Genomic DNA, 17,640 nt, shown 5'->3' with positions numbered 1-17,640 from the left:
GGTGAGCGCTGTTGCGTCGGGACGGGATACAAGTCCCTGTGCCGTCCGCTGTCAATGGTTTGTCCAGACATGCCGACCGGTCAGCCGGTGAGTGCGGCGAGCTCCCCGAGGACGCGGGCCGCCGGTGCCGGGTCGACCAGCCACTTCAGATGGCTGCCGGCGAGGGTCCGTACGTCGTAGGGGTTGTCCGGGGTCAGCTCGTCGCCCTCGCGGATCAGCCGGTCCTGGAGGGCGAGCGGCATGCTGGCGTCGTCGGCGAGGCGGACGTAGGTCTTCGGGATTCGGCCCCAGGTGTCGGCGCGGGCCCGGTCCGCGGAGGTGCCCGCGTCGAGGTTCTCGTCCGGCTGGAAGGTGTTCAGGAAGGCGAGGAACTCGTCGTCGGTGCCGTCCGCGAGGAAGGCGGCCTTGAGCGCGCCGAGGGCCCCGGGGTCGGCGGTGCGGAAGTTGACGCGGAGCAGGCCCAGTTCGGCGGGGTTTCCGGCGAGGGCCAGGGTGAGCGAGGCGGCGTCCACCGCGGCCATCTCGGGCTCGGCGTAGTAGTCGCCCACGTCCAGGGTGACCGGGCACCACGCGGAGACGTAGACCAGCCGGTCGATCAGGTCAGGGCGCGCGTTGGCGGCGGCGGTGGCCGTGGCGCCGCCCCGGCTGTGCGAGACGAGGATGACGGGACCGTTGGCCTTGGCCCGCTCCAGCACCCCGATCAGGTGGGCCGCGTTGTCGGCGAGCGTGACGCCCTTGATCGCACCGGGCGCGGCGGCGAGGGCCTCGGGGTCCTGCGGGGCCTGGTAGGCGTGCGGGTAGGTCGCCGCGAAGCCGTGGCCGGGCAGGTCGACGGCGACCGAACGGTGCCCGAGCAGGCCCAGCTCGGCCTGGAGCGGCGCGAAGGAGAAGGAGTTGGCGAAGGCTCCATGCACCAGTACGAAGGTCGGCTGCACCGTCTGATCACTCCTGCCCGCGGGACCCGTCGTCGGTGGGCCACCGTAAGCGGCCGAAGATCACCGGCACCAGCGGTAGGAGGCGCTCCGCTTGTGCGGGTGGCGGGTACGCCGAAGCCCGGCGGTCTCCTAGGAGGCCGCCGGGCTCGGGGGCTCAGGCGTCGGCGCGGCGCCGTCGTCCGGCCATCACGGCGTAGACCAGGATGCCGACGAACAGGAACAGCACGCCCTGGTAGACCGCCGCGTAGCCCGCGCCCGCGACCAGCCAGATGGAGAAGCCCGCGGCGACGGCGGCGATCACCGCGTCGCGCACCAGCCGCCGTCCGTCGACCTCGTCGCGGCGGCCGGAGGCGAGGTGGTGAAGCTGCGCGGCCGTGGCCAGCAGGTACGGCACGGTCGCGGTGAAGGTGGTGACCAGCACCAGGACCTCGAAGACGTGCGCCGAACCGGCCATGAAGTTGTAGACGGTCAGCAGCGAGGACAGGACGACCGTCACGCCGACGCCCACGGTCGGCACCCCGCGCCGGCGCCGGGTGAAGGCGGCCGGGAAGAGCCCGTCGCGCGCGGCGGCGTACGGGGTCTGCGCGCTGAGCAGGGTCCAGCCGTTGAGGCAGCCGGTCATCGAGACCAGCGCCGCCAGCGCCACGGCCCAGCCGCCCCAGGTGCCGCCGAACATGGCGTTCACGGCGTCGGAGAAGGGCGCGGTCGACTTGACCAGGCTGGTGTGGGCGACGGTCCCGAAGACCGCGACCGTGCCGAGCAGGTAGACGAGCGCGGCGCCCGCGGTGCCGATCACGGTGGCCCGGCCGACGTTGCGGCGGGCGTCGCTGACCTCGCCCGCGCTGACGGCTGCGGACTCCACGCCGAGGTAGGAGTACAGCAGCAGTGCGGCGGACGCGGAGATCGCGCCGATCGGGCTGCCGCCGCCCGCGTTGAACGGGCCCAGCTTGTCCGGGTCGAAGAAGAACAGCCCGCCGACCGCCACGAGCAGCAGCGGTACGAACTTCAGCACCGTGGAGACGAGCTGCACGGCGCCCACCCAGCGGGTGCCGGCGAAGTTGGCGAGGGCCGGGAGCCACTGGATGACCAGGGCCGCGAGGCACGCGGTCCAGCGGTGGTGGCTGACCGGGATCAGTACGTCGAGATAGCCCACGGCGGCGACGGCGAGCGCGGCGTTGGACACCCAGGTGGTGATCCAGTACGCCCAGGCCGCGAGGAATCCGGCGAAGTCGCCGAACGCCTCGCGGGCGTAGACGTACGGCCCGCCGGTGCGCGGGTCGCGCTGGGCGAGCCGGCCGAAGACCAGGGCGAGCGCGATGGCGCCGACCGTGAGGACGCCGAGGGCGACCAGGCTGACCGTGCCGTAGGGGGCGACGGAGGCGGGGAGCAGGAAGATGCCTCCGCCGATGATGTTGCCCATGACCAGGGCGGTGGCGACGGGCAGCCCGAAGCGGCGGGCGTGCCTGGTCGCGTCGCCGCCCGGTGCCTCGGCCGGGGTGCCGAGGGGGCTCGTCGCCGGAGCGGTCCCGGTGACCTGCATGGGTGGGGGTTACCTCTCGCGGAACGTGCCGTGACCGGCACGGGTGGGGGGACGGGGGTGACCTGGCTCACGGAAAAGGCCAGGTGAACGGGGGTCCCGGAGCACCGGGCCAGCCCAATGGTCGGTGATGCCCCGACTCGCCGCCAAATCACCGCTTCTTGTCCCGTCCCGTCCATGCGATCACGCAAAAACCGCGCTTACGGGGGCTTGACACCGACAGATGTTCACCCATTCCGCCGACCCCGTAATCCCCCTCAGGTCGCTGTCGCCGCGGCCGCCGCCCGGCCCGCCTGCCGTCCGGAGAAGAGGCAGCCGCCGAGGAAGGTGCCCTCCAGCGAGCGGTAACCGTGCACTCCCCCGCCGCCGAAACCGGCGACCTCCCCGGCCGCGTACAGCCCCGGCACCGGTTCACCGGAGGCACTCAGCACACGTCCGGAGAGGTCGGTCTGGAGCCCGCCGAGGGTCTTGCGGGTGAGCACGTTGAGCCGGACGGCGATCAGCGGGCCGGCCGACGGATCGAGGATCTTGTGCGCGGGCGCGGTCCGGCTGAGCGAGTCCCCGATGTAGGCGAGAGCGTTGCGGACACCCATGACCTGCACGTCCTTGGTGTACGGGTTGTCCATCTCGCGGTCGCGGGCCTCGATCTGCCCCTTCAGCCGGGCCAGGTCGATCAGGTTGTCGCCGGTCAGCCTGTTCATCCCGGCGACCAGCTCGGACAGGGTGGTGGCGACCACGAAGTCGGCGCCGTTCTTCTTGAACTTCTCGATCGGCTCGGGCGTCTGCCAGATCCGGGAGAGCAACTGCCAGACGTTCTTGTCGGTGAGGTCCGGGTTCTGCTCCGAGCCGGAGAGCGCGAACTCCTTGGCGATGATCTTCTGTGTGGTCACGAACCATGAGTAGTCGTAGCCGGAGGCGGTGATCGAGCCGAGGGTGTGCAGGGTGTCGTAGCCGGGGATGTCAGGGGTGCCGAAGCGCTTTCCTGTGGCGTCGAACCACATGGAGGACGGTCCGGGCAGGATGCGGATGCCGTGGCCGGGCCAGATGGGGTCGTAGTTGCGCAGCCCCTCGGTGTAGTGCCACATCCGGTCCGGGTTGACGATGCGGCCGCCCGCCCGCTCGGTGATGGCGAGCATCCGCCCGTCGACGTGCGCGGGCACCCCGGTGACCATGGTCTTCGGCGGCGTCCCGAGCCGGGCGGGCCAGTTCTGGCGTACGAGGTCGTGGTTGGCGCCGATGCCGCCGGAGGTGACCACCACGACCGGCGCGCGCAGCTCGAACTCGCCGGTCACGGTACGGGAGCTGGGCTTGCCGCGCGCCGCGCCGCTGGGTTCGAGGACGGCTCCGCGTACGCCGGTGACGGCGCCGCCCGTGGTGACGATGCCGTCGACCCGGTGCCGGAATCTGAAGCCGACCTTCCCGGCCGCCACCGCCGCCCGCACCTTCTTCTCGAACGGCTCGACCACGGCCGGACCGGTGCCCCAGGTGACATGGAAGCGCGGCACCGAGTTGCCGTGTCCGTCCGCGAGTCCCCCGCCGCGCTCGGCCCAGCCGACGATGGGGAACCACTGCACACCCAGCCCGGCGAGCCAGGACCGCTTCTCCCCGGACGCGAAGTCCACATACGCCTCGGCCCACTTGTACGCCCAGTGGTCCTGGCCCGCCGGGTCGGCCACGCCCCGGTCGAACCCGGCGCTGCCCAGCCAGTCCTGCCAGGCGAGGTCGTGGGTGTCCTTGACGCCCATCAGCCGCTGCTCCTCGGAGTTGACGAAGAACAGGCCGCCGAACGACCAGAACGCCTGCCCGCCGAGACTGGCCTCCGGCTCCTGGTCCAGCAGCAGCACCTTGCGTCCGGCGGCGGCGAGTTCGGCCGTGGCGACCAGTCCCGCGAGGCCGTGCCCGACGACGATCGCGTCCGCGTCCTGCGACTCCCCGGCGAAGGCCGGGAAGGCGTGGGCGGACAGCGCGGCCCCGGCGAGCATCCCACCGGTGACGGTGAGGGCGCGGCGACGGGTGATGCCTGTGGGAGCGATGGGGTTGTCCATGGCTGCCTTTCGTCAGGATTTCGTCCACCGGATACCGGCGGTGCGGGGTGACGAACGAAGGCTGCCGAGGCAGGAAGGACGTGCTGACGATCGCCGTCGGCAGGTGTTACCGACGGTAGCCCAGGGGGTGCGGGGCGACCAGTGTCGTGCGTCAACTCTGTTGCGGCGTAAGCGAGTTACGGCCTGCCGGGCGGGGTGAAGGCGTACAGATCGAGGATGTCCGGCAGCGGGGCGACACCCGGTCCGCCGTCCCGCACCCAGCCGAGGATGTCCTCGGTGGCGTCCGCGTCGTTGACGAGACCGAGCCAGACCGGGCGACCCCCGGCCGCGCGTCCGGCGGCGGAGGGCTGGACGACGATCACATTGGCCTGGTCGCACACGTCGAGACAGTCGGATATCCGCACGGGCGCGCCCTCGGCGAGCCGGGCGGTCTGCGCGGCGTGGTCGACCCCGGTCACCTTGGGACTTCCGCAGCAGCAGTCCCGGCACACCACGATCCGGCAGGGGGCGGGCTTCATCTCGGGCATGCCGTGATCGTTTCATCCGGGCCGATGGAACGTCAGTACCACCCCGGTTCGTTGGTGGACCGAGCCCCCGACCCGACCTATGCTTCTACACACTTGTAGAAACAAGAGAGGGAGTGGACGCCGCATGGTGTTCAAGAGGCTGCTCGGTTCGCTCGGTGTGGGAGGGCCCACGGTGGACACCGTCCTGGACCCCGGTGCCGTGCTGCCCGGCGGCACGCTGTCGGGAGAGGTCCGCCTGACGGGCGGCTCCACGGCCTCCGACATCGATCACATCACGCTCGAACTGGCCGCCCGGGTCGAGGCGGAACACGAGCACGGGGAGGGTGAAGGCACCGTCGTCTTCGAACGGTTCACCGTCGACGGCGGGTTCCGGCTCGGAGAGGGTGAGCCGCGCGCGGTGCGGTTCGACGTGCCGCTGCCGTGGGAGACCCCGGTCACCGAGCTGTACGGACAGCCGCTCGGCATCGTGCTGGGTGTGCGGATCGAGCTGGCGGTGACCGGGGCGCGCGACAGGGGCGACCTGGACCCGCTGGCCGTACGGCCGTTGCCGGTACAGGAGGCCGTCCTGGAGGCGCTGGGCCAACTGGGCTTCGGCTTCCGGTCGGCCGACCTGGAGTACGGCCGTGTCGGCGGTACGGGCCAGCAACTCCCCTTCTACCAGGAGATCGAGTTGACCTCGGCTCCGCAGTACGCGTACGGGGCCGGTGAGTTCGAGCTGACCTTCCTCGCCCATCCCGGCGGTATGGAGGTCGTGGTGGAGGCCGACAAGCGGGGCGGATTCCTGGGCGGCGGGCATGACGCGCTCGGCCGGTTCACCGTCTCGCACGACGTGACCGGGGTGGACTGGAACACGGTGGTCGACGGCTGGTTCCGGCAACTGCTGGAGAACCGGGGCGCGGTGTACGCCGAGCCGCACCACGGTTCACGTCCCGGCATGGGTGTGGGCACCGCCGTCGCGGCGGGCGCGGCCGGGCTGGCCGTCGGGGTGGTCGGTGGCATGGTCGCGGCCGAAGTCGTGGACGAGGTGGGCGACTCCTTCGAGGGCGACGAAGAGGACTGAGAAATCCCCGTACTGCGGGGGCACTTGGGGGCCGGGCAGCGGCACGGCTCCTTCCGTTCGAGATCTGGAGCACTCATGGCCCTGTGGGACCGAGTCAAGGAATCCGCCGCCACCATGCAGACGCAGTTGGTGGCACGGAAGAACGACCTGAAGAGCGGCGCCTTCCGCGACGCCTCGATGGCGATGTGCGCGCTGGTGGCGGCCGCCGACGGCACGGTGGACCCGTCCGAGCGGCGCCGCGTCGCGCAACTCATCGCGGGCAACGAGGTGTTGCAGAACTTCGACGCGATGGATCTCCAGCGCCGGTTCGAGGACAACCTCGGCAAGCTGACCGCCGACTACGACTTCGGCAAGGTCAGCGTGCTCCAGGAGATCGCCAAGGCGAAGAAGAAGCCGGCCGAGGCGCGTGCCGTCGTCCAGATCGGCATCGTGATCGGCGGTGCGGACGGCGACTTCGACAAGGACGAGCAGGCGGTGGTCCGCGAGGCGTGCTTCGCCCTCGATCTGCCGCCGCACGAGTTCGACCTCTGAGACACCGAGTTCCACGGTGGCGGCCACTCTTATAGCGGGGTGGCCGCCTTCAGTACGAGGAACAGCGTCACCGCCGAATTGGCCGAGGACAGTGCCGAGATCATCGTCCCGGCCGCCGCCGTCCAGGCCGCCACTCCCACGGCCGTGAACAGCGACGGCCAGACGTGCACGGCGGGCGCGGGCCCCAGCAGCGCGGCCACCCGGCGCGGCACGGGTCCCGGCGCCGCGAACCCGGCCAGCACGGGGTGCGGCCGCGAGATCAGCGCCGCCTTGCCGATGGCGCGGGCCACCGTCTGCCGGCTGCGCACCGCCCCGGCCGCCTCCTCGTCGGCCCACCGCTCCACCGTGTACGACACGGCGGTACGCAGCGGGCGCAGGAACGGGTTGGCATGCGCGGCCAGTTGGACCAGCAGCAGGAACCGGTGGTGGCCGCCCGCGAGGTGCGCCCGCTCGTGCGCGAACAGCGCCCGGCGTTCCCGTGCGGCCAGCCGGGTCAGCATGCCGGTCGACACCACCACCCGCCCCCGGCTCCGGTCCGGCAGGGCGTAGGCGTAGGGCTCCGGGTCGGGCAGCACGGCGACCGTACGCCGGGGCAGGCCCGCGAGGCTCCGCTCGGCGCGCCGCCGTACCCGCACATGGCGCCACACCACACGTGAGCAGCCCGCGAGTACGGCGAGCAAGGCGGGGATGGCGGCCTGGCCCGCGACCTCGTCGTACGGGACGGCCTCGCGCACCTCGTCGTCCGACCAGGCGTCCGGCAGGGGATTGCCGGGGAGTTGGGCGGTGCCGACCACCATGAGCAGGGTCAGGCAGAGCGTGCTGCACAGGGCCAGCGCGCAGGCGGTGACGGTGAGCAGCCAGGTCGCGGCGCGGGGGTGCAGCCGTTGTTCGGCGAGCCGGGCGACCGGCCATGCCGTCAGGGGGAGCACCAGCGGCAGCAGGACGAACACGCCCATGGATCTCTCAGCCTTCTCCGTCCGGGCCCGACTCGCCCAGCAGGTGCCGCAGGAGACGTTCGTCGTCCGGTGCGAGGGAGGTGACGAAGCGGGACAGCACGGCCTCGCGGTCGCTCTCGCCGTCGAGCACCTTGCGCATCCGGTGCGCGGCGAGGCCGGCCTGGTCGGAGACCGGGGTCCACACGAAGGAGCGGCCGGCGCGTTCGCGGGTGACGGCGCCCTTGGCGAGCAGGCGGGTGAGGATGGTGATGACGGTGGTGTAGGCGAGGTCGCCGCCGAGGTGTTCCTGCACCCGGCCGGCCGACGCGGGCGTGCGGGTCTCGCGCAGGGCGGAGAGCACCAGCCCCTCCAACTCGCCCTGGCCCCGTCGCCGGGTACGCCGCTGGTCGTTCACGCCCACCCCTTTCCTCTTCGCCGTGGGTAGATCGTAGGCCGCCGGCGGGTGGGCTCAGCTCCGCTCGTCGCGGGGCAGGACGGTGCCCTCGACAACGGGTCCGGCGGCGGCCGGGGCGTCCTGGGTGCGCAGGGCGCGGGCCTCGCTCTTGAAGATGCGGGTGGCCTGGCCGGCGGAACGGACGAGACCGGGCAGCTTCCTGGCACCGAGGAGGACGATCAACACGATGAGGAGCAGGGCGATTTCACTCAGGCCGAACATCGGATGCGGTTCCTCCCAGCGGGGTGGTGGGCGAGACCGGCCGGCCCCGCCCACCATCATTATCTACATTGCTGTAGAAGTCTCCCCCCGGACGAGGTCTGGCCGAGACGGGTCCCGCCGAAGCGCCGCTCAGTGCCCCGAGCCGTGCCCGCCGTAGTGACCGCTGATCTGGTCCCGGTACGCCGGGTCGCCCAGATGCTTGTCCTTGTCGAACTCCGGCGCGTCCTTGATCTGGTCCTTGGTGCGGGCCACATGCACCGTCCGCTCCTCGTGGTTGATCCCCGTGATCGTCCCGGCCGGCAGCAGCACCTCCTTACCGAAGATCCACACCCCGGTGTCCACGACGATGTACTGCTCCCCCACGTCGTTCGAGTGCTTGTCCACCTTGCCGATGTGCCCGTCGAGCGCCTCCACCTTGTACCCGCTCAGATCAGCGTCCGGCGTGTGCCCAGCGGTCGGCCCATAGCTCCAGATGTTCTCGGCGGTCATATACGACACCTCCATACTCCAGCCCCAGGAGGTGGATGCGGTCCACACCCGTCTCCCACCAGGGGCTCAACGGGCGGGTGTCCTGCCTGGGGGTGAACAAACCCGAGGTCCCTCATGGGGAGCACCTCGACGTCACCGGCCCTTACGGCGCTCCACGTCAAAGCGGTACAGCACCCGCCACAGCCGCCACAGCCCGGCCGCCGTTCCGGCCAAGGCTCCTCCCATCAGCACGGCTCTGGACACCGAACCGGAGAAGCCGAAGAGGCGAGTGACGGCCAGAGGGACAGCAAACACCACCGCGGCAAGAGCGACAGCGGTAACCAGGGCGAAGCCGATCTCCACCGTCATCGCATCCTTCTCCCACCGCGACTCCCGCCCCATATCCATTCCGGAAGTCTCGCACCGGACCTCGCGTGGTGAACGTCGTTCACTCAAGGCGGCAGTCGCGCGGATCGGTCGACGGAGCCCGGGAACCCGTCCCTTCACACCGCCCGCTATGTTGATCCGATCGAATGAGCAACAGGTGACAGAGGTCGGCGGCGATGCGGCAGACGCAGGAGCGGGGCGCGGAAGTGGTGACGCCCGCCCCTGCGGGATGGATGCGGTACTGGCCGTGGGTTCTACTGGGTGCGGCCCTGCTGCCCGGTGTGATCGTGTTCGTCGTGGGCGAGTGGGGCGACGCCCCGGCCGTACAGGCGTGGCGGACCGTCGCGCTCGCCGTGTTCCTGCAGGCCGTGCCGTTCATGCTGCTCGGTACGGCGCTGTCGGGGGCGATCAACGCGTTCGTACCGGCGTCCGTGTTCACGCGGCTGCTGCCGAGGCGGGCCGCGTTGGCCGTGCCGGTGGCGGGGGTTGCCGGGGTGGTGCTGCCGGGGTGTGAGTGTGCGTCGGTGCCGGTGGCCGGCAGTCTGATCGGGCGCGGGGTGGAGCCGGCGGCGGCGTTCGCGTTCCTGCTGTCCGCCCCGGCCGTGAACCCGATCGTGCTCACCGCGACCGCCGTGGCCTTTCCCGGTCAGCCCATGATGGTGCTGGCCCGGCTGCTGACCTCGGTCGTCGTCGCGGCCCTGATGGGCTGGCTGTGGCTCTGGCGGGGCAAGGCGGAGTGGCTACGGCCGACCGTACGGCACACCGGGCACCGGCACGGGCACAGCCGCTGGGCGGAGTTCCGGGGCGGATTCCAGCACGACTTCCTGCACGCGGGCGGGTTCCTGGTGGTGGGCGCGCTGGCGGCGGCCACCTTCAACGTGGCCGTACCGCCGTCCCTGCTCGACGCGTTCACCGGTTCGGCCTGGCTGTCGGTGCCGTTCCTGGCGGGGCTGGCCGTCGTGCTCGCGGTCTGCTCGGAGGCGGACGCGTTCGTGGCGGCCTCGCTGACCGGGTTCTCGCCGGTGGCGCGGCTGACGTTCATGGTGGTGGGCCCGATGGTCGACCTGAAGCTGATCGCCTTGCAGGCGGGGACCTTCGGACGGGCCTTCGCCGTACGGTTCTCCGCCGCGACGGCCCTCGTGGCCATCGTGTGCAGTGCGGTGATCGGAGGGGTGCTGCTGTGAGACGTCCCGTACAGGCGGCGTTGCTCGTCCTCAGCGGCCTCGCGCTGCTGCGGGGTTCGCTCTTCACCGACCTGTATCTGCGCTACGTCAAGGCGGGCATGCGCCCCCTGCTGATCGCCTCCGGCGCCGTACTGCTGACGCTCGGCCTCGCGGAAGCCTGGTCCTGGTACCGGCGTACGCGCCACGACGACGACCACCTACCGCCCCGCACCGCCTGGCTCCTGTTCCTCCCGGTGCTGAGCCTCGCCCTCTGGGCCCCGCCGGCACTCGGCGCCTACACGGCATCCCGGGAAGCCCCGAAGTCCGCCCCCGCCCAGCCCCAGGACTTCGACCCCCTCCCCCCGGCCTCCCCACTCCCCCTCACCCTGGGCGACTTCACGGACCGCGTACGCGAGGACCACACGAAGGCGATCCGCACCCGGACCGTACAGATGACGGGCTTCGCGACGCCCGCAGGCCGGGGCGGTGGCTGGTACCTGAGCCGCCTGATCATCAACTGCTGTGCCGCGGACGCCCAGTCGGTGAAGGTCCGCGTCTACGGCATCCCTGCCCCGAAGTCCGACACCTGGGTCACGGTGACCGGCGCCTGGCACCCCCACGGCACCCTCGGCACCGCGTCGGCCGAAGTAGCCCTGGACGCCCACACCTTGAAGAAGATCCACCGCCCCACGAACGGCTACACGGACGCCCTCCCGCTGGGCTGAGCCAATCAAGTCCGCACACACGTCGGGGAGTTGCACATTCAGCCCCCTCACTCCTCCTCATCCCGCTCCCCCGGCGTATCCACCTCCGCCCAGATCGTCTTCCCGCCCCCGCTCTCGTACCGAGTCCCCCAACGGTCCGCGAGCTGGGAGACGATGAACAGCCCGCGCCCGCCCTCGTCCCCCTCCTGCGCATGCCGCAGCAGCGGGGCGTTGCCGCCGGTGTCGGAGACCTCGATCGTGAGGGCCTGGTCGAAGATGAGGCGGAGGCGGGCCGGTGGCGTGCCGTGGCGGACGGCGTTGCCGGCGAACTCACTGACGATGAGCTGCCCGTTGAAGCGGATGTCCTCGTCCAGCCCCCATGCGCGCAGGTGTTGCTCGCAGCAGGCGCGGGCGGCCTCCGCGGCCTGCGGGCCGTCGGGGAGGGCGAGGGTGGCGACGCGATCGCGCGGGAAGGCCATGACCCGGCAGACGAGTACCTGCGCCTCGATCGCGCGCGGGTGGGAGGTGAGGAGGCCGGCCAGTTCGTCGCAGAGGGCCCGCGGGTCCACGCCGTCGGAGTCGGGGAGCCGGTCCAGCGCCCGGCGCAGCAGGCCGGGCACCTCGGCGGGGTCGTCGGTGAGGCCGGGGGTGTGCAGGATCAGCAGCGACTCCGGCGGGACGGCGGCGGTGACGGACGGGATCGGTTCGGCCGGACCGCCGAGGGAGGGTCCTTCGGGCGTGCTGACGGTGTCGATCGTGCCGTCCGGACGCACGAGCAGCACCTCGGGCCCACCCGCCCGCGCCACCGTGACCTCGCACGACAGCGGGTCCCACTCCGCGTAGGTGCACCCGGCGCGCAACCGCCCGGACTCCCGCTGGGCGGCATTCCGGTCGCGCGCCAGCGTCGCGGTCGTACGGCTCAGCCGTGCCAGCAGCTCCCCCGGCTGGAGGTCGAGCGTGGCGAGGGAGCGGCCGGCCGTCCGCAGCTCGCCCATCGTGGTGGCCGTCCGTACGCCGAACCCGGTGACCTGTCCGACGGCGAGGCCGGTACGGGCCCCCGACAGCGGCATCACGTCGAACCAGCCGCCCCCGCTCTCCTCGCCGGGCAGCCGCAGGTCGGCGATGTCGAGCGCGGCTCCGGTGGGTGGCTGCCGGGGCAGCAGGGAGTGCTGGATGGCGAGCGCGATGGTGTGCTCGCGGTGGAAGCGGCTGGCGTGGTCCAGGCACCGCGCGGTGTGCGCGCAGACCTTCTCCACGAGGGCGATGTCCTCGTGGGAGAACGGGGCCGGCGTCTCACCCCGGTAGAGCAGCAGCAGGCCGAGTACGGTCCCCTCGCGCATGACCGGCGCCGCGAGCAGCGCGTGCGCCCCGGCCGCGCGCAGCAGGCGTTTCAGCGCGGGTTCGGCGTCCAGCCAGCGGGTGTCGGCCTCGATGTCGGTGGCGCGCGGGGCCCGGGCGGCCAGGAGCGGCGCGAAGAGGCGCTGGTCGAGGGGCCAGACGTGGCTGCCCTCGGGGGCTCCGCTGCACGCGATCGGGCACAGCGGCTCGGCGTGGTGCCGGGTCAGCGGCGGGGGTTCGCCCTGGGTCATGTGCTCGGCGAGGGCGATGACGACGGTGTCGGCGGCGCCCGGGACGAGCGCGTCGGCGAGTTCCGCGCAGGTGGTGTCGTGGTCGAGGGTCTCCCCGACCTCGCCCTGGATGGCCGCCAGCCGCCGCAGCGGGTCGGTACCGGAGTCCGTCTCCTTAGGCGCGATGTCCGCGATCGTGCAGATGAGCCCGGAACCCTCGCGGTCCGGCGGCAGCGGGAAGAGCGAGAGGCAGAGGGTGCGGGGGGCCTGCCGGGGGGTCCGGCGGGTGCGGACCAGCCGGTTCAGCGAGGCCACGCCGCTGGTCCGTACGTCGCGTGCGCCGGCCGTCTCGGTCTCGGGGTCGCGCAGCGGCAGTACGTCGGTGATCACCTTGCCGGTCGGATCGGCGCCGGCCAGCAGGTGGTGCGCGGCCTCGTTGCACTCGGTGACGCGCAGCTCGTCGTCGAGGACGAGGATCGCCAGCGGCGAGGCCGTCAGCGCCTCACAGGCCACGCGCATGGCCTCGGGACAGGTCTCAAGGGTCCGCTCGCGTCGGGCGTCGCCTTCCATGGCACCTCCCCAACCAGCATGCGCAACACGCTGGCGGGGCGCATTCCGGGGGCATGGCTCCGCCCCGGCGATCACCTTCGCCGGGGCGGGACCGTGTCCGGGTCAGGCCGTGCGGCGCCGGATGACGCGGAAGGCGGTCAGGGTCAGCAGGGCTGCCGCCACGAGGACCAGGGCGCTGGAGGCGAGCTGGTACGGCCAGTAGTCGCCGGGAGTGAGGGCGTTGGTGAGGTAGGCGTCCTGGGGCAGCGTGTCGTAGAACATCAGGCCGAATACGCCGCCGGGGTGGAAGCCGTGGACCTTGGAGAGGACCGGGAGGTCGAGCAGCAGCATCGCGCGGGACCGGACGAGCACGGCGGCCACGAGCCAGGTCAGGAGCGGGGCGGCGAGCAGGGTGGGCCACAGGCGGCGCAGATACGTGCCGGTCAGGGCGCCGGCCGCGACGCCGAGGAGGACGTAGGCGACGGTGACGGGGCCGATCGTGTAGTACGCGTTCTGCCGCTCGGCACCGTAGGTGAGCAGGTCGAGGCCGTAGGCGTGCACGACGCTCATCCGGTACAGCGCCACCAGTGGAACGGTCGGCACCACCAGGATCGCCGCGAGCGTCGCCCAGCGGACGCCGAACCAGCGCCGGGGGGTGACCGTCTGGGTGAGGGCGAGGACCACACGCCGCGTCTCCCATTCACGTGCGGTCAGCACACCGGTGAGGAGCGCGGCGAACAGGGCCGGCTGGAAGGCGAGCATGGCGCCGTCATCCATGAGTTTCGCCGTCATGGTGTGGGCGTCATCCGTGTAGCGTCCGAAGTGGTACGCCTCGCTGCCGACGTGGTTCCGCAGCGCGACGGCGTCGGCCCAGCCGTAGTAGTGGTGGACGATCCGGACGCCGATGCTCAGGGCCATCAGCAGCAGGATCACGCCGGGGACCCAGTACTGACGCAGGGCGATCCCGGCGAGGGGCCGGAGGCGGCCGGGGCGGGGGGAGGTCGGAACGGCGGCGATGGCGGCGCTCATGCGGCGGTGTCCTTGCGAGGCGATGTCGGGGCGGGAAGGGACGAGCCGGTGAGGTGCGCGAGCACCAGCTCCTCCACCGAGGGCGGCCGCACCTCCCAGTCGGCGGGGAGGGCACCCGCGCGGCGGATCAGGGCGGTGGTGCCGCGCCCGGCGGGACGGGACTCGACGACGGCGTGACCGTCGAGCTGCTCGGCGCCCCCGGCGAAGGCCACCACGGCGTGGGCGCCGGTCAGTTCGTCCATGTCGCCGCAGAGCCGGGTCGTACCCGCGTCGAGCAGCAGCAGGTGGTCGCAGACGTCGGTCAGCTCGGACAGGATGTGCGAGGACATGACCACCGTGGCGCCCGTGTCGGCGACGTGCGCCATGAGCAGGCCCATCAGTTCCTGGCGCGCGAGGACGTCCAGGTCCGCCATCGGCTCGTCGAGCAGCAGCAGGTCGGCCCGCTTGCCGAGGGCGAGGGCCAGGGCGATCCGGGTGCGTTCGCCGCCGGACAGGTTGCCGACACGGTCGCCCTTGCCGAAGCGGGAGGGGTCGGCGAAGCGTTCCGCCAGCTCCGCGTCCCAGTTGCCCTCGTTGAGCCGCGCGCCCAGGCGCAGCGTCTCGGCGACGGTGAACCGGGGGAACAGGGGCCGGTCCTGCGCCAGGTAGGCGACCCGCGCATGGCCTATGCGCGCCGGGCCGCCGAAGACCTCGACGGCGCCGGAGGTGGGCCGCTGGAGCCCGGCCGCCAGTTCCAGCAGGGTCGACTTGCCCGCGCCGTTCGGTCCGACGAGCGCGCAGACGACCCCGGCGGGGACGGCGAAGGTGCAGCCGCCGAGCGCGTCCGGACCGCCGCGCCGGTATCTCCTGGTGACGCCGTCCGCGGCGAGCGCCGCTTCAGGACTGCTGGTGGGGAACGACATCGGGTTCCTTCGATGAGTGATTCGACGGGTACTTCGACGAGTAATTCGACGAGTAGAGGTCTTCGACGACGGCGGTGAACAGCGCGGCGAGGTCTTCGCGCTCCAGCCCCGCCGCGCGGGCCCGCGCGGCCACGTCCGCCAGTTCCGCCCGCCAGGGCGAGTCGCCGGAGGCGGCGCCGAGCGTGCCGGTGATGAACGTCCCGTGCCTGCGCCGGGTCTCGACCAGGCCCTGGGACTCCAGCTCGCGGTACGCCTTGAGCACGGTGTTGGGGTTGAGCGCGGTCGCCTCCACCACCGCACGGGCGGTCGGCAGCCGGTCGCCGGGTTCCAACTGGCCGAGCCTCAGGGCCTGTTGGACCTGCTGGACGATCTGGACGTAGCTGGGTACCCCACTGGACCGATCGATCCGGAAGGCGAACGCCACGGCGAAACCCCGCTTTCAACCAATGAACTAATGGAATGATGCATTGGGGGCTCCGAGCACGTCAAGGCCCAACCCTTGTCGCGCCGAGGCCCCACGCCGGTAGGTCCAGATAGCCCTCCCGGCCGCCCGCCGCCGGAGGGCCTGCGCCAAGCTGGTGGTGTGGGCGGGCGGGACGAGAGGCACCGGGAGGACGTGATGGGCGGCGCACGGACGGCGCGGTTCCGGGCGGGGCTGGCCGCCCGGCTGCTCGCGCGATGTGCCGTGGTGGCGGCGATCGGCGCCGCGGTGGTGCTGCTGCTCGCGGTCGGCGGGGGCGGGCTGCTGGTGGCCCTGGCGGCGCTGATCGGGCTGGTGCTCTTCGCCGTCGGCATCTGGTGGTTCGTGGCCCGGCGGGGCGTGGTGCGGTTCCTCGGCGCGCTCGTGGCCGTCGCCGCGCCGGTGGGCTTTCTGGTGTTCATCACGCGGAGCGGTCTGTGGCTGGTCGCGCTCATCTCCGCCGTGTGCTGGTCGGTCGCGGGCTTCACCGGCCGCGAGGCGCTGCGCAAGGCGCGTCCGCACCGGGCGCAACGGTCCACCCGCGCTCATCGGCCGAAACGAGCGGTGCTGATCATGAACCCGAAGTCCGGCGGCGGCAAGGTCGACCGCTTCGACCTGGTGAAAAGGGCGGAGGACCTGGGCGCGCGGGTGATCCTGCTCGACCCCTCACAGCCCGCCGATGTGACCGAACTGGCCCGGGAAGCCGTGGCCGAGGGTGCCGACTGTCTAGGTGTCGCGGGGGGTGACGGCACCCAGGCGCTGGTGGCGGCGGTCGCCGCCGAGCATCACCTGCCCTTCCTGGTGATCTCCGCGGGCACCCGCAACCACTTCGCCATGGACCTCGGCCTCGACCGCACCGACCCCGCCCGCTGCCTCGACGCCCTGACCGACGGCGAGGAGGCCCGCGTCGACCTCGGCGACGTCTCCGGCCGGCCCTTCGTCAACACGGTGTCCTTCGGGGTGTACGCGGACATCGTGCAGAGCCCCGAGTACCGCGACAACAAGACCGGCACCGCCCTCAACCTGATGCCGGACCTGCTGGCCAGAGAGGGCGTACGACGGCTCGACGCGAAGGTGGACGGCAACCGGCTCGCCGACCAGCAGGCCCTCCTGGTCAGCAACAACCCGTACGTCTCCCCCGACGAGCTGAGCGGCGGCGGACGCCGGCCCCGGCTCGACACCGGTGAGCTGGGCGTGATCGGGATCAGAGTGGAGAACGCGGCCCAGGCGGCGGAGCTTGCCGTACGGGGGTCGCAGGCGCCGGGGCTCACCGTGACGGCCGCGCACCGGGTCGAGGTGGCGGCCGGGGAGGAGGAGATCCCGGTGGCGGTGGACGGCGAGGCGCTGTGGCTGCGCGCACCGGTCACCTGCTCGGTACGGCCGGGCGCGCTGCGGGTGCTGCTGCCGCGCGACCGACCCGGCGTGCCGCCGCCCGCGCCGCCGATCGACTGGCGGAAACTGCTGGACCTCGCGTTCGGTCCCGCCGGGCGCACCGCACCGGGAGAGAACCGTGGCTGACCGCGACACCGTCCCCGCCGTCCTCGGCGACCTGCGCGCGGTCGACGGCGCGCTGTACGCCGCCGTGGCCGCCACGCCGACGCCCGCGCTGGACCGTGCACTGCGGCTGCTGTCGCACGCGGCCGACCACTCGAAGATCTCGCTCGGCGTCGCGGCGGCCCTCGCCCTGCTGCCGGGCCGCCCGCGCCGCGCCGCCCTGGCCGGGCTCGCCTCGGTCACGCTGGCGTCGGCGGCGGCGAACCTGCTCGGCAAGCGGATGGTGCGCCGCCACCGGCCCGACCGGGAGGAGGCCCAGGTGGCGGTGGCCCGGCACGTGCCCATGCCCGAGTCGGCATCCTTCCCCTCCGGCCACACGGCCTCGGCCACCGCCTTCGCCACCGCCGTGGGCATCCTCCTGCCCCCGGCCGCCGTCCCCCTCGGCTCCCTGGCGGTCGCCGTCGGCTACTCCCGCGTCCACACCGGCGTGCACTATCCGGGCGATGTGGCGGCGGGCGCGGTACTGGGATTCGCGGCGGCGGCGGTGTCACTGGCCGTGGTGCGGAAGCTGGGCTGAGGGGCGGGGGCGGCCCACGTGTACGGGGGCCACGTGTACGGGGGCCACGTGTACGGGGGCCACGTGTGGTGGCGGCACGTGTCCGAAGCCCAC

Annotated in this window: 19 protein-coding genes; 6 read left to right on the top strand and 13 right to left on the bottom strand. The window is 72.3% G+C overall.

Translation table 11 applies throughout. The features are described 5' to 3' along the window. Nucleotides 1-80: 80 nt before the first annotated feature. The 4 genes from ACZ3HQ_RS05435 to ACZ3HQ_RS05420 form a co-directional block, all read right to left on the bottom strand. The gene (locus tag ACZ3HQ_RS05435; RefSeq protein ID WP_467508225.1) at nucleotides 81-935 is read right to left on the bottom strand and encodes an alpha/beta hydrolase; all 855 of its coding nucleotides are present in this window, start codon (nucleotides 933-935) and stop codon (nucleotides 81-83) included. 154 nt (nucleotides 936-1,089) lie between these two features. Beyond that, nucleotides 1,090-2,475: an amino acid permease gene (locus ACZ3HQ_RS05430; RefSeq protein WP_467508223.1), complete on the bottom strand. Its 1,386-nt coding sequence runs from the start codon at nucleotides 2,473-2,475 to the stop codon at nucleotides 1,090-1,092. Between the two features lie 254 nt (nucleotides 2,476-2,729). Next, on the bottom strand, nucleotides 2,730-4,517 hold the full coding sequence (locus ACZ3HQ_RS05425; protein ID WP_467508221.1) for an FAD-binding dehydrogenase: 1,788 nt from the start codon (nucleotides 4,515-4,517) through the stop codon (nucleotides 2,730-2,732). 176 nt (nucleotides 4,518-4,693) lie between these two features. After that, nucleotides 4,694-5,044: a (2Fe-2S) ferredoxin domain-containing protein gene (locus ACZ3HQ_RS05420; RefSeq protein WP_467508219.1), complete on the bottom strand. Its 351-nt coding sequence runs from the start codon at nucleotides 5,042-5,044 to the stop codon at nucleotides 4,694-4,696. A gap of 124 nt (nucleotides 5,045-5,168) precedes the next feature. Between ACZ3HQ_RS05420 and ACZ3HQ_RS05415 the strand changes: the two genes are divergently transcribed. Together ACZ3HQ_RS05415 and ACZ3HQ_RS05410 are read left to right on the top strand one after the other, a co-directional pair. Next, the gene (locus ACZ3HQ_RS05415; RefSeq protein WP_467508217.1) at nucleotides 5,169-6,104 is read left to right on the top strand and encodes a sporulation protein; all 936 of its coding nucleotides are present in this window, start codon (nucleotides 5,169-5,171) and stop codon (nucleotides 6,102-6,104) included. Nucleotides 6,105-6,179: 75 nt separating this feature from the next. Next, on the top strand, nucleotides 6,180-6,635 hold the full coding sequence (locus ACZ3HQ_RS05410; protein ID WP_467508215.1) for a tellurite resistance TerB family protein: 456 nt from the start codon (nucleotides 6,180-6,182) through the stop codon (nucleotides 6,633-6,635). 29 nt (nucleotides 6,636-6,664) lie between these two features. Here the strand turns inward: ACZ3HQ_RS05410 and ACZ3HQ_RS05405 are convergent, their stop codons facing one another. The 5 genes from ACZ3HQ_RS05405 to ACZ3HQ_RS05385 form a co-directional block, all read right to left on the bottom strand. Further along, a complete protein-coding gene (locus ACZ3HQ_RS05405) occupies nucleotides 6,665-7,591 on the bottom strand; it encodes a M56 family metallopeptidase (RefSeq protein ID WP_467508213.1) in 927 nt (308 codons plus the stop codon). Nucleotides 7,592-7,598: 7 nt separating this feature from the next. Continuing rightward, nucleotides 7,599-7,985: a BlaI/MecI/CopY family transcriptional regulator gene (locus ACZ3HQ_RS05400; protein WP_467508212.1), complete on the bottom strand. Its 387-nt coding sequence runs from the start codon at nucleotides 7,983-7,985 to the stop codon at nucleotides 7,599-7,601. A 54-nt stretch (nucleotides 7,986-8,039) separates the two neighbouring features. Next, a complete protein-coding gene (locus ACZ3HQ_RS05395; protein ID WP_467508210.1) occupies nucleotides 8,040-8,246 on the bottom strand; it encodes a twin-arginine translocase TatA/TatE family subunit in 207 nt (68 codons plus the stop codon). A 129-nt stretch (nucleotides 8,247-8,375) separates the two neighbouring features. Next, complete coding sequence (locus ACZ3HQ_RS05390; RefSeq protein ID WP_467508209.1) at nucleotides 8,376-8,735, bottom strand: PRC-barrel domain containing protein; 360 nt, start codon at nucleotides 8,733-8,735, stop codon at nucleotides 8,376-8,378. Nucleotides 8,736-8,867: 132 nt separating this feature from the next. Next, the gene (locus tag ACZ3HQ_RS05385; protein ID WP_467508207.1) at nucleotides 8,868-9,122 is read right to left on the bottom strand and encodes a DUF6332 family protein; all 255 of its coding nucleotides are present in this window, start codon (nucleotides 9,120-9,122) and stop codon (nucleotides 8,868-8,870) included. 155 nt (nucleotides 9,123-9,277) lie between these two features. On the opposite strand from ACZ3HQ_RS05385, the gene ACZ3HQ_RS05380 reads away from it, so the two are divergent. Both ACZ3HQ_RS05380 and ACZ3HQ_RS05375 read left to right on the top strand, forming a co-directional pair. Further along, nucleotides 9,278-10,285, top strand: coding sequence for a permease (locus ACZ3HQ_RS05380; RefSeq protein ID WP_467508205.1), 1,008 nt, complete (start codon nucleotides 9,278-9,280; stop codon nucleotides 10,283-10,285). Beyond that, the gene (locus tag ACZ3HQ_RS05375; RefSeq protein WP_467508204.1) at nucleotides 10,282-10,989 is read left to right on the top strand and encodes a TIGR03943 family putative permease subunit; all 708 of its coding nucleotides are present in this window, start codon (nucleotides 10,282-10,284) and stop codon (nucleotides 10,987-10,989) included. The genes ACZ3HQ_RS05380 and ACZ3HQ_RS05375 overlap by 4 nt, the downstream gene beginning before the upstream one ends. Nucleotides 10,990-11,036: 47 nt before the next feature. Here the strand turns inward: ACZ3HQ_RS05375 and ACZ3HQ_RS05370 are convergent, their stop codons facing one another. The 4 genes from ACZ3HQ_RS05370 to ACZ3HQ_RS05355 form a co-directional block, all read right to left on the bottom strand. Then, nucleotides 11,037-13,106, bottom strand: coding sequence for an ATP-binding SpoIIE family protein phosphatase (locus ACZ3HQ_RS05370; RefSeq protein ID WP_467508202.1), 2,070 nt, complete (start codon nucleotides 13,104-13,106; stop codon nucleotides 11,037-11,039). 102 nt (nucleotides 13,107-13,208) lie between these two features. Then, nucleotides 13,209-14,114 carry a hypothetical protein gene (locus ACZ3HQ_RS05365; protein ID WP_467508200.1) on the bottom strand — a complete coding sequence of 302 codons (906 nt, stop codon included), beginning with the start codon at nucleotides 14,112-14,114 and terminating at the stop codon, nucleotides 13,209-13,211. After that, complete coding sequence (locus ACZ3HQ_RS05360) at nucleotides 14,111-15,016, bottom strand: ABC transporter ATP-binding protein (protein ID WP_467508199.1); 906 nt, start codon at nucleotides 15,014-15,016, stop codon at nucleotides 14,111-14,113. The genes ACZ3HQ_RS05365 and ACZ3HQ_RS05360 overlap by 4 nt, the downstream gene beginning before the upstream one ends. Continuing rightward, nucleotides 14,991-15,440 carry a GntR family transcriptional regulator gene (locus ACZ3HQ_RS05355; protein ID WP_467508197.1) on the bottom strand — a complete coding sequence of 150 codons (450 nt, stop codon included), beginning with the start codon at nucleotides 15,438-15,440 and terminating at the stop codon, nucleotides 14,991-14,993. Before ACZ3HQ_RS05355 ends, ACZ3HQ_RS05360 begins: the two co-directional genes overlap by 26 nt. A gap of 195 nt (nucleotides 15,441-15,635) precedes the next feature. Between ACZ3HQ_RS05355 and ACZ3HQ_RS05350 the strand changes: the two genes are divergently transcribed. Both ACZ3HQ_RS05350 and ACZ3HQ_RS05345 read left to right on the top strand, forming a co-directional pair. Then, on the top strand, nucleotides 15,636-16,994 hold the full coding sequence (locus ACZ3HQ_RS05350) for a diacylglycerol/lipid kinase family protein (RefSeq protein WP_467508195.1): 1,359 nt from the start codon (nucleotides 15,636-15,638) through the stop codon (nucleotides 16,992-16,994). Beyond that, the gene (locus ACZ3HQ_RS05345; protein WP_467508193.1) at nucleotides 16,987-17,547 is read left to right on the top strand and encodes a phosphatase PAP2 family protein; all 561 of its coding nucleotides are present in this window, start codon (nucleotides 16,987-16,989) and stop codon (nucleotides 17,545-17,547) included. Before ACZ3HQ_RS05350 ends, ACZ3HQ_RS05345 begins: the two co-directional genes overlap by 8 nt. Nucleotides 17,548-17,640 lie beyond the last annotated feature (93 nt).

The organism is Streptomyces sp. NPDC018263, from assembly GCF_055562575.1.
The sequence above is the reverse complement of the archived record's forward strand: the minus strand, read 5'-3'. Positions and strand labels throughout refer to the sequence as shown.